The organism is Chitinophaga solisilvae (assembly GCF_009928525.1).
GTDB lineage: Bacteria > Bacteroidota > Bacteroidia > Chitinophagales > Chitinophagaceae > Chitinophaga > Chitinophaga solisilvae.
Genome location: NZ_JAABOK010000020.1, coordinates 1 through 15,600, shown reverse-complemented (window position 1 = coordinate 15,600; position 15,600 = coordinate 1). Strand labels below are relative to the sequence as shown.

At 48.8% G+C, this 15,600-nt stretch carries 13 protein-coding genes; 5 read left to right on the top strand and 8 right to left on the bottom strand.

Annotation, left to right across the window (positions count from 1 at the left end):
* Positions 1–433: 433 nt before the first annotated feature.
* Both GWG06_RS27270 and GWG06_RS27265 read left to right on the top strand, forming a co-directional pair.
* Positions 434–1,417, top strand: coding sequence for an ABC transporter ATP-binding protein (locus tag GWG06_RS27270; protein ID WP_160717551.1), 984 nt, complete (start codon positions 434–436; stop codon positions 1,415–1,417).
* 335 nt (positions 1,418–1,752) lie between these two features.
* The gene (locus GWG06_RS27265) at positions 1,753–3,921 is read left to right on the top strand and encodes an ATP-binding protein (protein WP_160717550.1); all 2,169 of its coding nucleotides are present in this window, start codon (positions 1,753–1,755) and stop codon (positions 3,919–3,921) included.
* Here the strand turns inward: GWG06_RS27265 and GWG06_RS27260 are convergent, their stop codons facing one another.
* From GWG06_RS27260 to GWG06_RS27250, 3 genes are all read right to left on the bottom strand, one after another.
* Positions 3,922–4,551 (bottom strand): hypothetical protein, encoded by a 630-nt coding sequence (locus GWG06_RS27260; protein ID WP_160717549.1) that lies wholly within the window; start codon positions 4,549–4,551, stop codon positions 3,922–3,924. It abuts the gene before it with no gap.
* Between the two features lie 134 nt (positions 4,552–4,685).
* Entirely contained in the window at positions 4,686–5,792 is a 1,107-nt protein-coding gene (locus GWG06_RS27255; protein WP_202183136.1) for an agmatine deiminase family protein, read from the bottom strand.
* A 90-nt stretch (positions 5,793–5,882) separates the two neighbouring features.
* Entirely contained in the window at positions 5,883–6,719 is an 837-nt protein-coding gene (locus tag GWG06_RS27250) for an AraC family transcriptional regulator (RefSeq protein ID WP_160717547.1), read from the bottom strand.
* Between the two features lie 149 nt (positions 6,720–6,868).
* On the opposite strand from GWG06_RS27250, the gene GWG06_RS27245 reads away from it, so the two are divergent.
* Complete coding sequence (locus tag GWG06_RS27245) at positions 6,869–7,063, top strand: hypothetical protein (protein ID WP_127038865.1); 195 nt, start codon at positions 6,869–6,871, stop codon at positions 7,061–7,063.
* A 141-nt stretch (positions 7,064–7,204) separates the two neighbouring features.
* Here the strand turns inward: GWG06_RS27245 and pafA are convergent, their stop codons facing one another.
* From pafA to GWG06_RS27220, 5 genes are all read right to left on the bottom strand, one after another.
* Positions 7,205–8,857 (bottom strand): alkaline phosphatase PafA, encoded by a 1,653-nt coding sequence (gene pafA, locus GWG06_RS27240; RefSeq protein WP_160717546.1) that lies wholly within the window; start codon positions 8,855–8,857, stop codon positions 7,205–7,207.
* Positions 8,858–8,984: 127 nt separating this feature from the next.
* A complete protein-coding gene (locus GWG06_RS27235) occupies positions 8,985–9,890 on the bottom strand; it encodes a glycerophosphodiester phosphodiesterase family protein (protein ID WP_160717545.1) in 906 nt (301 codons plus the stop codon).
* A 135-nt stretch (positions 9,891–10,025) separates the two neighbouring features.
* On the bottom strand, positions 10,026–10,757 hold the full coding sequence (locus GWG06_RS27230) for an MIP/aquaporin family protein (RefSeq protein ID WP_262888738.1): 732 nt from the start codon (positions 10,755–10,757) through the stop codon (positions 10,026–10,028).
* Between the two features lie 22 nt (positions 10,758–10,779).
* Positions 10,780–12,288, bottom strand: a complete 1,509-nt coding sequence (gene glpK, locus GWG06_RS27225) for a glycerol kinase GlpK (RefSeq protein WP_160717543.1) — start codon at positions 12,286–12,288, stop codon at positions 10,780–10,782.
* 55 nt (positions 12,289–12,343) lie between these two features.
* Positions 12,344–13,915, bottom strand: a complete 1,572-nt coding sequence (locus tag GWG06_RS27220) for a glycerol-3-phosphate dehydrogenase/oxidase (protein WP_160717542.1) — start codon at positions 13,913–13,915, stop codon at positions 12,344–12,346.
* A gap of 192 nt (positions 13,916–14,107) precedes the next feature.
* On the opposite strand from GWG06_RS27220, the gene GWG06_RS27215 reads away from it, so the two are divergent.
* The gene (locus GWG06_RS27215) at positions 14,108–14,878 is read left to right on the top strand and encodes a DeoR/GlpR family DNA-binding transcription regulator (protein WP_338076711.1); all 771 of its coding nucleotides are present in this window, start codon (positions 14,108–14,110) and stop codon (positions 14,876–14,878) included.
* 49 nt (positions 14,879–14,927) lie between these two features.
* Positions 14,928–15,383: a NanQ anomerase/TabA/YiaL family protein gene (locus GWG06_RS27210; RefSeq protein ID WP_127038885.1), complete on the top strand. Its 456-nt coding sequence runs from the start codon at positions 14,928–14,930 to the stop codon at positions 15,381–15,383.
* Positions 15,384–15,600 lie beyond the last annotated feature (217 nt).

The following is a 15,600-nucleotide window of genomic DNA, read 5'->3' as shown; positions in this document are numbered from 1 at the left end:
CCTCAGTTTGGCGCATTTGACCCTTCGTAGCTATGCACTGCCAATTTAATAGAGGTGTCATTTTTATGGTTTTCATGTTGATGCTATATAACGAAGTCAAACCTGAAATGTACTATCCGCTAAAAGAAAAAATCTGAAAATTATTGACCGGAAACATGTTCCGCAGGCGCTATCTCCCTACAGTAGCGGAATTACAGCGTAATAGTTGCCTTTTCCCCTAATTCTGGCTATATTTGCCCGATAAGATAGAGGGTCCTTCTTGAGCCGGGAGGGATTTAGTGATTTTGGAATTTTGGAATTTTGAGATTTTATATAAATGCAGCGATTGCTCTTCGCGAAGAACTTCGCTGCATTTATATAAATTCCTAAATTTCAAAATTCCAAAATCACTAAATCCCTCCCGGCTCAAGAAGGACCAATTAAAAAGATCGGCATGAGTTTTTTAAGTGTATCGAATATCAGCAAACAACAGCTGGGCGCGCCTGTACTGAAGAATGTCAGTTTTACGGTAGATAAATTTCAGAAGGTCGCCATTGCAGGCGAAACAGGTTCGGGCAAAAGTACCCTGCTGAAGATTGCCGGTGGATACGGACAGGCGGATGAAGGACTGGTTACCTTTGAAGGTAAAAGAGTAAAGGGCGTACTGGAAGTATTGCTGCCGGGGCATCCTGGCATCGCATACCTGTCGCAGCACTTTGAGCTGCGCAACAATTACCGGGTTGAAGAAATTCTTTCCTATAATAATAAATTAACAGAAGCATCCTCCATAGAACTGTTTGAAGTCTGCCGTATCACACACCTGCTGAAACGGAAGACTGACCAGCTTTCCGGCGGAGAAAAACAACGGATTGCACTGGCCAGGCTGCTGGTAACTTCCCCGCAGGTATTGCTGCTCGACGAACCCTATTCTAACCTGGACCTGATTCATAAAAATATTTTAAAGGACGTTATCCGCGATGTGTCTGAGAAACTGGCCATCACCTGTGTACTGATCTCCCACGATCCGCAGGACATCCTCTCCTGGGCGGATGAAGTACTCATCATGAGAAACGGAGAAATAGTGCAGCAGGGCTCACCGGAACAGGTGTACCGGCAGCCGGTGAGTGAATATGCTGCCAGTCTCCTGGGGCCTTTCAATCTTATCAGCCCGGATAAAGTAAAATCTTTTACCGCATTACCCGGTATCAAGGATAATGGCAGCAGCCTGTTCCTGCGTCCGGAGAGCTTCCTGATTACAGCAGCGGATAATGATACACTGAAGGGAAAGGTGGAAAACATCACCTTCTATGGTAGCTTTTATGAGGTTACGGTAAAACTGCAGCACGTAACGGTTACGGTCAGGACAGCCAACTGTCAGGCGAAAAAAGGTGATACTATCCGTATTGCTGTGAACCCTGACCATGTATGGTATCTGTAACCGGGGCCGTGTCAACTAAAGCCAAACAACAAAAGATTAACAAATAGAAGCCACTCCCTGCCGGAGTGGCTTTTTTATAGTGCCGGCCTGTGTTTTAGCCTGTTTATTATACTTGTTTCCTGCAGATGCCCCCGCTGCCAGTTGATTTGTTTCATGTTTTTTTATTATTTTAGACACTTGTGTGAAAGTCCGATTAAAGACCTGATAATAATTCGAGAGACCACAGATTATTATTGCAGAAAAACCAATATCCAAAAAGACCAGAATAACCGTTCGTTCCCCCTTTCATATCAGTTCATGTGTGTTTATTGATTGTTCATTAACTAATTCGTACTATGCGTCGTTCATTACCTGTCTTTATTATTTGCTTGTCGCTGGCCTTTGTTGCATTGGCGGCATTTTTTATTTACGGCTACCGGGAACACCGCCAGAGCGCAGGCGCATTATTACAGGCAGCAGATACCCTGTCAAAGGACGAACCGGGGTTAAGAATGATGGACGACGCCCTGCTGGCATTAAATGATGCGGAAGGTAATTTCCGTATGTTCACGGTAACATATGAAAAACGTTATCTGCAGACGTTCTCCTCCGAACTGGGGCAGGTCCTCAATATGGTGGATACCATCAGCGGTATGCTGACCGGCATGGAGAAAAATACGGAGTTCAATGAGCTGATCAGCCGTAAGTCGGCCGTATCAGAAAAGATTGGAGAGCTGAAAAAGTCCACGGATTCAATGCTGACGCAATCAATCAGTGACGACCGTATCGATAAACTGCTGAATGGTATTCCGGCCTATAAGGTAACCCAGGTGAAAAAGGATGAGGTTACCATGGATACCGTAAGTAACGTACAGCAGTCGCAGAAGAAAAACAACTTCCTGAAACGCGTATTCTCCAACAAAAAAGATACGGTAAAAGCCCAGATGGCAGTGATGGTACGCACCAAAAGCGGTAGGGTAATAGATAAGGAAACCTATGACAAACAAAGGCTCCAGGATATTATTACTGATGTAAACGGCTACTACAAAAAGGTATTGAAAACGCAGCTGGTCAACAGAATGAAGATCAACTCCCAGGAACAGGCGCTTGCGGGCACCAACATGGCCATGCTGGATGAACTGAAGGATATTATCATCGCATTGAAGGAAAAGTCTTTCGCCGCTGTATCCAAACAAAAGGAACAGGCCAGCGGTATTGTACATAACAGCCTCGGCCAGCTGAAATTTATCTCTCTGAGCGGACTTATTGTGTTACTGGCCTGCCTCTGTATCATCACGCTGGCCGTATGTTTATACCGGATGTTTGTAAACCGCCTGGAAACAAGCCGCTCAGATGCACACGAGCAGGCCCGTATCCGGACCAACTTCCTCGCCAATATGAGCCACGAGATCCGTACACCGCTGAACTCTATTGTCGGTTTCAGCGAACAGCTTTCTTTTACGGATCTGAAACCCGGGCAGCGCGACCTGCTGGGCTCCGTGGAGGTGGCGTCCGAAATGCTCATGCAGGTGGTAAACGATGTACTGGATTTCTCCAAGCTGGAAAAGGAATACATCTCTATTCAGCAGGAGCCTTTCCTGCTGTTCCGTGCTTTCGATGAAGTGGTCAGCATCATGCGGATACAGGCCAAGCAAAAGAACCTCAATTTCAATGTCAGCTTCGAAGGGAACAAGAGCTGGGAAGTGCGCGGAGACAGGTTCCGGCTGAAGCAGATATTACTGAACCTGATCAGCAACGCCATTAAATACACCCCCAGAGGCAGTGTAACGATAACGGCTAAACTGGAAAAGGAAACCGAGGAAAAATCCCTGTTTCTCTTTACCATTACAGATACCGGGGAAGGCATCAGCCAGGAAGCGCAGATACATCTTTTTGAAAGATTCTACCAGGCTACCCCTTCCCGTACCACTATAAAGGGCACCGGTCTGGGACTTGCTATCACCAAGCGTCTGGTGGAGCTGCAGGGCGGAAATATTTCTTTCACCAGCGAACTGCATGTAGGTACCCAGTTTATCTGCTATATTCCGTTTGAAATTGTTTCCGCACCGATGATGGTAGCGATCACCCAGAAAGATCTGGAGGAAGAAACGCCGAGTGCATTGATGGAAGGACGCTACGTACTGGTAGCAGAAGATCAGGAGATGAACCTGCTGCTGATGAAGATGATGCTTACACGCTGGAAATGCCGTTTCGATATGGCGAAAGACGGAGAACTGGCGCTCCAGCTGTTTGATCAGAACGACTATGACCTCGTTTTACTGGATCTCCATATGCCGAAGTTAAGCGGTATTGATGTGGTGGAAAGAATACGTGAACACAAGGACCCGGAGAAGGCAAAGGTGGTATGCCTCGCTTTAACCGCTGATATTTCCGATGATGAAGAGCGTGATTTCCGCAAAGCAGGATTCAATGCCTGGCTCATGAAACCTTTCCGGGAAAAGGATATCTACGAGGTGGTACGCAAACACCTGCTTTCCGGGGAAGACATGGCCGCCAACAGCTGATTATTTGCCTGTCAGTTTCTTCATTACCTTTTCTACCCGTTTCTTTTTGCTGTCCTTTTCAATATCCGGCAGCCGCTTACGCAATGTGTCCAGCAATTGCGGAGCATCCGCCGGTTTTATTACCGCTGCAGCCTGTTCGGCATACATCGGCAGCTGATTAGCCGGACTTGCCTGCAATTGTTCCAGCAGCAGGGTAAACACATCTGCTGCATAGGCTGGCAGCAGGTATAGTTTCAGCAGGATGGCAATAAAATTATCTTTTGTGATGACAGAGCCCTTATCCGCGCTGGCTGCGAGCTTTCCCAGGGCTTTGTATACTTCGCCTGATTTTTCTGTTGTGATAGTCCTGATGGCTGCCATCCCTCCCCATTGCATCCGGTTATCGCGGCTTTGCAGCAGCGCTATGAAGTCGGACAGATAAGGGGCCAGCAGCGCCGGCGCCAGTTCACCGGTTTCATACAACACCTTGATACAATCATGCTGAATATCTTTTGATTTATCTGTCAGATGCGTCATCAGCTCCTTAACAGCAGCGTTGTCCTTCCGGGCAGCGATGGACTGTGCCAGTTCCTGATTGGGTATCTCATCCCTGCGTTGTTGTGCAGAGGCTAGTAAGGGGAGTACTGTCATGCCAAATAATTGTAAAACGGAAGGTACGAATTGAAATCAGTTTTGCGGTATATCTGTCGGCTGAAAATAACTTTTTGCTGTATACAACATACCGGTACTGCCTGTGAAGCCGGTACCGGTACGCTATAACAGTATTATCTGGGTTGCTGCTGGGTGACGCAGTGCACCATGCCGCCGTTGGCGAACAGGTTGCGGCAATCAATGCCAACCACCTTTTTATCAGGATAGAGCTGCTGAATAATATTCATGGCTACAATATCGTTAGGATCGTTGTAGTTAGGTACCAGCACGCTTTTATTGGCAATGTAGTAATTGATGTAAGAGGCTTTGCCCAGGTTTTTCCCGTAGGTAGTAACTACCTCCTGCTGTGTGAGCGGTACTTTCACAAGTTTATAGGCGCCACCTGCTTTGTTCGTAGCGGCATACAGGGTTTGGATATCCTGCTGCGGCACCTGCCAGTAGTCCAGATCCTGCTCATTCATCGTGATGATGGTAGAGGAGTTGGCAAACCGGGCAAACCCGTCTATATGCATATCAGTAATATCCAGGCCGGCCTTGCCTTCCAGCCAGATAAATTTAGTGATGCCCAGGTACCTGCTGAAGATGGCTTCCGCTTCCTGCTGCGTCATACCCGGATTCCTGTTTTCATTGAGGATGGAACTTTTGCAGGCCATCAGTACGCCTTTTCCGTCGATTTCAACACTGCCGCCTTCATTGACCATTACTGTATTGAGATTTATTTTAGGGGTGTGCTGATCTGCAGCTACCCTGGAAGGCACAGCATTACAGTTATCATAGGCAGCCTTTCTTCCCCAGCCGTTGAATCCCCAGTCCTGGATAACCAGTCTGCCATTAGTATCCTTTACATAGATAGGGCCGTTATCTCTTACCCATACATCATCAGTAGGATAGATTTTAAAGTCTACATTGCCCAGGGGAACGCCTTCCGTTTCCAGCAGCGCGGTAATGCGTTCCTGCTCCGTTTGATCGTAGGCTACCAGGTGTACTTTTTCTCCTTTCACCAGCTCTTTGGTCATGGCAATCCAGGTGGCATCCAGCCTGTTGCGGTAGGATTTGCCATATTGATACTGATGAGGCCATTGCAGCCAGGTGCCTTCATGCGGAGCCGATTCTTCGGGCATAACATAAGTGATGGCGGTATCGCCGGGAGGCGTAACAGGCGCCTCTTTTTTGTCGCATGACAATAACAGTGTAGATAAAACCAGGAGTAAATTTTCCATTTTTCGCATGATTAAATATGTATGCTGTGTTTAACAATACAGCAAAACTAGATGGATACGAAAGTGAAATGTTGTCCGGAATTGACAATCTTACAGCAGGGGTAATAATATAGCCGTTACCTGGTCTGCTTCAGCGCTGGTGTTATCCGCATGCCTGATATATTTTTCAATCACCGGCGTATGAGCAAACTCCAGGGCCGATTCCAGCATCCAGCCGGAGTAGATATGCTTATATGTTTCCTCTATTGTTTCATATGTACCTGTATGCATGAACTGCGCGTACCGGGCTCCCAGTATCATCTTCGATGGCAATTCCCGGCCCCGGGCCTGTACGGAGGAGCACGCATCATACCTGCAGTTCAGTTCCTGTGTTATCAGCGGCTCATCTGCAATGACGCCATAATAGGTGATGTCTTTACCTGAAAATCCATTCCGCATAAACCGTTGCCACAGCTTTTCTATGCCTCCGTTATCATATGACAGAAAAGCGCTTTCATAATATACGTTTACAGCGGGCAGATAGATGATTTCCGGTTGCAGTACCACACCGGATTCCACGGGAGTAATATCCGCCTCGCTGAATAAGCGTGTTTTATTCGATTTTGCTTCTTTGGGAGAGCAGTTGAAATGTTGCTTAAAAGCTTTGGAGAAAGAAGCCAGGTTGGCAAATCCGACAGTCAGCGCAATAGAGGTGATGCTTTCCCGGGTATACAGCATCAGTTTATATGCGTTCTCCACCCTGAGCCGCTGCTGATACGCGCCGATCGTTTCTCCGCAGGTATATTTAAATATCCGCTGAATATTCCTGTAAGAATAATGGGATACTTCTTCCAGTTGCTTTACAGCAATCGGCTGATCGTAATGGTCTGCGATAAAACTAAGCGTATTATAAACACAATTCAGATTGGGTGAGCTGTTGCTGTTCATCTGCTGCTTTTGTCGGGGTAAATGTCGTAAAATAATGAACAGCATGAGCACCAGCAGGTTAACTTTCTGTACTTTTCATGAAAATCAACTGCCGGGAAATTGCATACGGGCGGAATAACTTCCCTTATTAAATCCCTTAAACTGTAGTTATGAAAAAAGTTAAACTGGAGAAAAAAAGCTCCCTTTCGCTGTACAGGCTCCCCATCGCTTCCCTGAACAAAGTACCCGGCGGCCGCAACCTGAACCAGGATACCGTACCGGCAACTGAAACCGGTACATGGACAGAGCATATAACGCGTATTGCGCTGTGTCCGGTACCAACGCAGATAGAAAATTGCTTTTAATTACGAATTACGAATTGCGAATTACGAATGTAGAAGCGAAGATTAAAACGAAGATTTAAGGAGATAACTATTAGATATCTCTTTTAATCTTCGTTTTAATCTTCGCTTCTACATTCGTAATTCGCAATTCGTAATTCGTAATTAATTTATCACTTCTTTTATCGGCTTCCCTACACAACCATTAGGCATCTGAATATGGAGCATAGCGGCGAGGGTTGCAGCGATATCGGTCATATGAACGGTTTCGTTGCTGGCTCCGTGCCTGATGTGCCAGCCCATGAATACCAGTGGAATATGGATGTCATAGAGATTCCAGTTGCCGTGTGTGGTGCCTTTATCGGAGCCCTGAAACCATCCTGGCTCGGGAATAATCATGACGCCGCCGGTGCGTTTAGGGTTGTAACCGTTGCTGACCATACTTTTGATAGGCTCAGGCAACGGGCTGTTGCCGATGTTGTCTATATCTGCGGCGAACTGGATACCGGGTTGCTGCTGGAGGAACTGTACGGTTACTTTTTTGATGGCGTCGTAGTCCAGTTTGTTGCTGTTGATTTTAGCCATATCGTAGTTCACGTGGTAGTTCTGACCGGAGCGTACCAGGCCTTTCACGCCGAAACGTGCTTCCAGCAGGTCGTCGAGGGTGGCCATCAGTTGTTTGTCTTTTACCAGTCCGGCGGGTATGTTGTGTTCGTTCATGAAGCCGATGGAATGAGCGGCGCCATGGTCGGCAGTCAGGAATACGAGGTAGTTGCCTTTGCCGACGCGTTTGTCGAGATAGCTGAAGAAACCTGCCAGGTCTTTATCCAGTCGCAGGTAGGTATCTTCTACTTCGATGGAGTTCGGGCCGTATTTATGCCCTACATAATCAGTGGAGGCGCAGTTGATGGTGAGGAAGTCTGTTTCCGGACCGTTGCCCAGGTTATATCCTTCGATGGCGGCCATGGCAAAATCCAGGGTGAGGGTATTGCCGGAAGGAGTGGAACGGAGACTGCCCGGATCTTTCTTGTATACTTCCTGCATGTTATGCGGGAATACCGGTGCTTTTTCTCCGCTGAAAGTGCCTTCCCAGCCTACGTTGTCGGCGGTGCTCTGAAGGTATGTGTTTTCAGCATATAAGGGAGTCCAGGGTCTGGACATCAGCTGGGCCGGTGTTTTCTTTGCGTTGTAACGCTGTACCCATTCCGGCAGTTCTTTCATGTAATAGGTGCTGGTGATGAAGTTGCCGCTGGCATCGTCCAGCCAGAAAGCGCCATTGGGCGTGTGTCCTGCCGGGAGAATGGAGGCGCGGTCTTTCAGGGAAACACCTACCACTTTAGAGCGGAAGTTGGTGGCTAACCGCAGTTCATCTGTGATAGTAGAGGCGAGGAGGTTGCGGGGCGACATCTGACCTGCTCTGGTAACGGCTCCTACAGATTGCGCGACAGTATCTTCTGTGCAATACCATTTTCTGCCTGTCTGCTGATCGATCCAGTCGTTGCCCGTGATACCGTGAATAGCAGGTACAGAGCCGGTATATACGGTACTGTGGCCTACAGCGGTGAAAGACGGCAGGTGGCTGATGAGGGTGTTCTCGCAGGAGAATCCTTCTCCCAGCAGTCGTTTAAAGCCATCGGATTCGTATCGGTTGTAGTAGCGGTAAAGATAATCCCATCGCATCTGGTCGGCTACAATGCCCACAATCAGTTTGGGTCTTTCATTGGGTTGAATCGCCTGTGCATATACCGGCTGTTCCGGTGCAAGCGTTACCGTGCCTGCCAGTGCCAGGACTGGTAACAGATTTCGTAAGCTGATCATATTAATATAGATTTCTGATTCGTATAAAGCCAAACGGTTCTGATCAAAGACCAGAACCGCTAATTTTATCCTGTTTGCGCAAAAAAGCACAAATTAATGTATAAACGGGCATATAATCGGATAAGCATCACAAACCCGCCTGCTGCAGGCGGTTGGGATAATCCGTGATGATGCCGTCAACGCCCGTCGCTTTCAGCTTTTTCATTTCTTCTGTTTCCTGTACTGTCCATGGTACAATCAGTATATTTTTCGCATGGCATTTACTCACCAGTTCAGGCGTTACCAGGTTGTAGGACGGATTATAGAACAGTGGTATAAAGCCCAGCTGCTCCAGGTGTTGCTCAAAGGTGGCGTGTTTGTCGCCGGTGAGGAAGCCCAGTTTTATTTTCGGATATTTCTTATGCAGTACCTGCAGCGGGCGCATATCGAAAGATTGTATCAGCAAACGTTTTCCCAGCGGACGTAATTGCTTTACGGCCATCAGTTGCTGAATGTATGCTTCCGGAGCTGGTTGTTCCGTGCCATCTGTTTTTTCTGAAGATTTTATTTCCAGCAGATAGTAAGGTGCAGGCAGATGATGTGCTTTGGCATATTGTTCTACCGAGTCAATCATTTCTCCCAGCAGCGGCGCATAGGAGCGGAGTCTTTCCTGCTCCGGAAAGGCAGGGTAAGGTTTTTCCCCGATGATAAACGGACGAATGTCCGCGTAGTTCATCTGATAGAAAGTATATTTCGCACGGTCGGCAGCCGGAATATCAGTGCCATCCGGCATGGTGGTATAGGACGGTGTAAAGGAGGCGTCATGGTAAACCACTACCTGTCCGTCTTTGGTGATGTGCACATCAAATTCTATTGTATTGGCGCCGGTTTCCAGTCCCTTATACATGGCCGGGATAGTATTTTCCGGCATCAGCCCCCTGGTACCACGATGACCAACCTTAAAGAATGAAGGCAGATTTTTCTGCTGCGCCGTTGCTGCAGCAGCGGTGAAAACAGTGCCTGCCGCGGCAATGGCGTAAATCAATTTTCGCATGCTAATACGTTTTATTGGAGATGTAGTTATTTGAGATTTGGTTATTTGAGATGTTGCAGCCGGTCAAGGTATTCTTTTGTACCTGTAAGTACAAGGGAAATAAGGCGTGGATGCAACATCTCAGATAACCAACTATTAAATGAGCAGCAGGTAAAGGCCGGCGGCGAGTGCAGCGCCGGCTACCGGGCCGAGTACCGGTATCCAGGCGTAGTTCCAGTCGCTGCCTCCTTTTCCATTGATGGGCAGGAGGGCGTGCATGATTCTGGGGCCCAGGTCCCTGGCCGGGTTGATGGCGTAGCCCGTAGTGCCTCCGAGCGACAGCCCGATGGCCCATACCAGCAAAGCGACCGGCAGCGCTCCCAGAGAGCCCATACCTATTGGTGTTTTATCTTTTCCCAGCTCTGCGCCGGTAAAATAGAAAATGGTGAACAGGAGTACGAAGGTACCGGTTACTTCGCAGAGGAAGTTCCTGGTGTATTTTCGTATAGCCGGTTCCGTGCAGAAGGTAGCCCGTTGTAAGCCGGTGTCTGCGGTAGCGTCCAGGTGGTCTTTGTAATTGTACCATACCAGGGTGGTGCCGGCCATAGCTCCCAGCAGCTGGGCGGCAATATAGAGCGGCGCCTTTGCCCAGGCAAATTTTCCGGTAAGGGCCAGGGCCAGCGTAACGGCGGGATTCAGGTGAGCGCCGCTGTAAGGGCCGGCTACCACTACACCTACATAAACAGCCAGTGCCCAACCGGTGGTGATGACTATCCATCCGCCGTTGTTACCTTTTGTTTTATTTAATACCACGTTTGCCACCACACCATTGCCCAGCAGTATCAGGAGGGCAGTACCTATGAATTCAGCTAAAGCAGGAGACATCATATTTCAGATTTAGATATTTGGGTTATTGGTTGTTTTGCAGTTGCGCCCAATGCCTGGCGGCGGCTATGGCTTTATTCCAGCCGCTGATCCAGGTATCGCGGTGTGCGGCCTGCGCGGGATCGGGAGTAAAGCACTTTTCCATCTGCCATTGCTTGCTGATTTCTTCCAGGTTGTTCCAGTAGCCGGTGGCAAGTCCTGCCAGGTAAGCCGCACCCAGGGCAGTTGTTTCGGTGATACCGGGGCGTACTACGTTGGTACCCAGTATATCGGCCTGGAACTGCATAAGCAGGTTGTTTTTAGTGGCGCCGCCGTCTACCCGCAACTCGGTGATGCTGATACCGGCATCGGCTTCCATGGCTTTCAGTACTTCCATTGTCTGGTATGCGATGCTTTCCAGGGCAGCTCTGGCAATGTGCGCAGAACCGGTGCCACGGGTCATGCCTACCAGGGTGCCGCGGGCGTGCTGATCCCAGTGGGGTGCGCCCAGCCCTGCGAAGGCGGGCACCAGGTATACGCCGTCATTCTGCGTTACGCTGGCGGCCAGGGCTTCCACTTCCGCCGAAGAGCGGATAATGCCCAATCCGTCGCGCAGCCATTGCACAATAGCGCCGGCAATGAAGATACTACCTTCCAGTGCATATTGTATCTGTCCGTTTACTTTCCAGGCTACGGTGGTCAGCAGATTGTTTTTACTGATGATAGGCTGTTCCCCGATGTTCATCAGCATGAAGCATCCGGTGCCATAGGTGTTTTTAACCATGCCGGGAGCGATGCACATCTGACCGAAGAGGGCTGCGTGCTGATCGCCGGCAATACCGGCAATGGGTATCTGTGCCGCGAAGATGCCGGGAGCCGTGAGGCCGCATACCTGGCTGGATTCCTGTACTGCCGGCAGTATGGAAGCAGGTATATCCAGCAATTGCAGTAACGTTGTATCCCATTGCTGGGTATGTATGTTGAACAACATGGTGCGGGAGGCGTTGGTCACATCTGTCGTGTGTACGTTGCCGTGAGTAAGGTTCCATATCAGCCAGGAGTCGATGGTGCCGAAGGCCAGCCTGCCCTGTTCTGCGCGTTCGCGTGCGCCTGGCACATGATCCAGTATCCATTTGATTTTGGAGCCGGAGAAGTAAGCATCTATTACCAGTCCTGTTTTCTGACGGATCATATCTTCATGGCCGGCAGCTTTGAGGCTGTCGCACCAGCCGGCAGTACGGCGGTCCTGCCACACGATGGCATTGTACACAGGCTTGCCGGTTTCCCGGTCCCACACTACAGTAGTTTCCCTTTGGTTGGTGATACCGATGGCGTGGATGTCGCCGCCTTCCAGTCCTACTTTGGCCATTGCTTCGGTGGCCACGCCTATCTGGCTGCTCCAGATTTCTGCCGGGTCATGTTCTACCTGACCGGGAGAGGGAAAGTGTTGTGTAAATTCCTTTTGTGCAACGGAGATGACAGCGCCTGATCTGTCGAAAATAATGGCCCTGGAGCTGGTAGTACCCTGGTCCAGCGCGAGAATGTATTTACTCATTGTCAGTGTTTTCTACGTGGATATGTATGTTGACTAAAGTTGACGGATATAAGAATTAATCGGCCAGCAGATACTGCTGCGCGATGTCGGTGAAGGAGCGTACCTGCTGTTCCTGCCAGTGTTCGTCTCTTCCCAGTTCGGCGGCCATCAGCGCGGCTACCTGCGGCGCCATGTCGATGGCGGCCTGCGCATCGAGGAACAGTGCACGCAGCCGGCGTGCCAGTGTATCTTCTACGGTGCGTGCCATCTCATGTTTCACCGCCCAGATAACCTGTGCTTTGATATAAGGCAGGCGCGGATGTAACCTTTCGCCGAGGGCGGGTTGCAGGGAAACGATGGACTGCAGCAGGGTGGCATCGCTGCCATAAACATCCAGAGGCGCTTTGGCCATCGGTTGTTTCTGATAGCCATGCAGGTGCATGCCTTTGGTTTTGCAGGCGGCAGGAGATAGCTTACCCTGGCGGATGGCTTCTTCCACGGTATCTTCTGCCATCCGGCGGTAAGTGGTCCATTTACCGCCGGTAATAGTAATCAGCCCTGAAGGCGCTACGATGATTTTATGACTGCGGGATATTTCCTTGGTGCTGCCTGTATCTTTCTGCGGTGCTGCCAGCGGGCGCAGGCCGGCGAATACACTGAGTACATCCTTGCGCGCCGGTGGTTTAGCCAGGTATTGTGCAGCTGTCTGCAGGATGAAATTAATTTCCTTCTCCAGCGCTACCGGCTCCATGCGGTGTTCATCCAGTGGTGTGTCGGTGGTACCCAGCAATACTTTATTATGCCAGGGCACCGCGAAAAGTACGCGCCCATCGGATGTTTTTGGAATCATAATAGCGCTGCTGCCCTGGAGAAATGACGCGTCCAGTACGAGGTGAACACCCTGGCTGGGCCGCACCATGGGCCTGGCGCCAGGATTATCCAGCTGCAGTATTTCATCTACAAACACACCGGTGGCATTGATAACGGTACGTGCGGCCAGCTGAAAGCTTTCGCCGGTTTCAAGGTCGGTGGCAGTAACGCCGCTGACCCGGCCGTCGGCCTGTTTGAGCAAACCATTCACTTTAAAGTAGTTGAGCAGTACAGCGCCGTTTTCTGCGGCTGTCTGCGCCATGTTGATAGCAAGACGGGCATCATCGAACTGTCCGTCATGATATACAATTCCACCTTTCAGTCCCTTGGGCTGTATGTTGGGCAACCTGCTGAGTACCTCCTTTTTACTGATATGGGAAGAGCTGCCCAGGCTCAGACGGCCGGAGAGCAGGTCATAGATTTTTAAACCGATTGTATAGAAGGGGCCCTGCCACCAATTGTAATGTGGAATGATAAACTGCTGATTATGAGCCAGGTGAGGGGCATTGTTTAATAATAGTCCCCTTTCATATAATGCTTCTCTTACCAGCGCTATATCCCCCTGGGCGAGGTATCGTACCCCGCCATGTACCAGTTTGGTGCTGCGGCTGGAAGTGCCTTTGGCGAAATCCGCCTGTTCAAGCAAAAGGGTTTTATAACCCCTGGAAGCTGCGTCTATGGCTATTCCCAGGCCAGTGGCGCCGCCTCCGGTGATAATGATGTCCCATTGTTTTGCCGGTGCTGATTTCATGCTTTTAATGAATTCCGTCCTGTTCATGATCTCGCTTTTGAATACTTTCGAATGCTTTTATTTCGATGTAAAATAAAAGAAAAGAAAACATTTTGAAATCAAAATAGAAAATAAAATGAAAATTTTAAGTAATTTTTTACCGGATAACATTAAAAGAGATAATTAACTGAAATTATTTTCCTGCATCTTTGCAGGATACTGCAACCTAACTCGTGTGATATGTCTATGATCAATATTGCTGAACGGCATAAATTTATTCTGGATAAACTGGCGGAGAAAGGATATGTGAACGTGATAGATCTCTGCAGGGAACTGGATGTATCCGGAGTAACCATTCGGAAGGATCTGAAACTGCTGGAAGATAAATCCCTGCTGTTCAGGTCCCATGGCGGCGCTACCATCAATAATCCTTACACGAATGATAAACCTGTCAATGAAAAGGAGAAAATACGCTGGCAGGAGAAATATAATATCGGACAGGCTGCCGCTGCACTGATTGCCCCCAACGATGCTGTAATCATCGCTTCCGGTACCTCTGTACTGGCACTGGCAAAAAATATACACCCGAAAGGACATCTGACTGTAATCACCGGCGCCCTCAATGTGGCACTGGAACTGCTCCGCTGGCCGGAGATAGAGGTCATACAGCTCGGTGGACAGCTCCGCAGCAGCTCATCTTCTGTGACAGGTCCTTATGCCGAAAAAATACTGGAAGACTTCTCCTGCAGTAAGCTGTTCCTCGGCGTGGATGGCATAGACCTGGAATTCGGACTCACCACCTCCAATATCAATGAAGCACACCTGAATCAGAAAATGATTGCCACCGTTCAGAAAATTATAGTACTGGCGGATTCCAGCAAATTCGGCAAACGGGGCTTCGGCAGAATATGCGGTCTGGAAGATATCGATGAAATCATCACAGACAACGGCATCTCCGCCCACACCGTCAAAGCCCTGGAAGATACCGGTATTAAGGTCACCATCGTTTAATCTACCAGTAACTGCTGTATAGTTATCTTAATCTACTTATTTTTTATTTATGATTATTGACACGCTCGCCAATGCCCACCTGTACTATGGTCTGGGGCCACAATTTGTAAAAGCCTTCGGATACCTCGCAACAACCGATTTCTCTACCCTCGAAAAGGGGAAATATGAAATTGACGGCGATAACATCTTCGCTATTGTGAATGAATACGATACTGTACCCGCTTCCGGAGAACAGATGGAAGCGCATAAAAAGCACATCGATGTGCAATATATTGTAACAGGAGCAGAGCTGATCGGCCACGATTTCCTGCAGCAACAGGTTCCGTCAAAAGCCTACAGCGAAACAGAAGATTATATGCTCTTCGCGGAAAAACCTTCCTTCTTCACCAAACTGGCAGCAGCACATTTCGCCATTTTCTTCCCCACCGATCTGCACATGCCCAATCTTCTAATAGACACACCGCAGCGTGTGAAAAAGGTCGTTATTAAAATCAGAATAGCTTAAATAATTACGAATTACGAATTGCGAATTACGAATGAGGAGCGAAGACATAAGCGTAGCCATTATTTGACTTACGCTTATATCTTCGCTCCTCATTCGTAATTCGCAATTCGTAATTCTATAGTGTCCGGTTAAAATAACCCAAAGGATAAATAAAAGGAGGCCGATGTGGCCTCCTTTTTTAGTAAGTTTAAGTTACCACACTAAAACTACTATTATG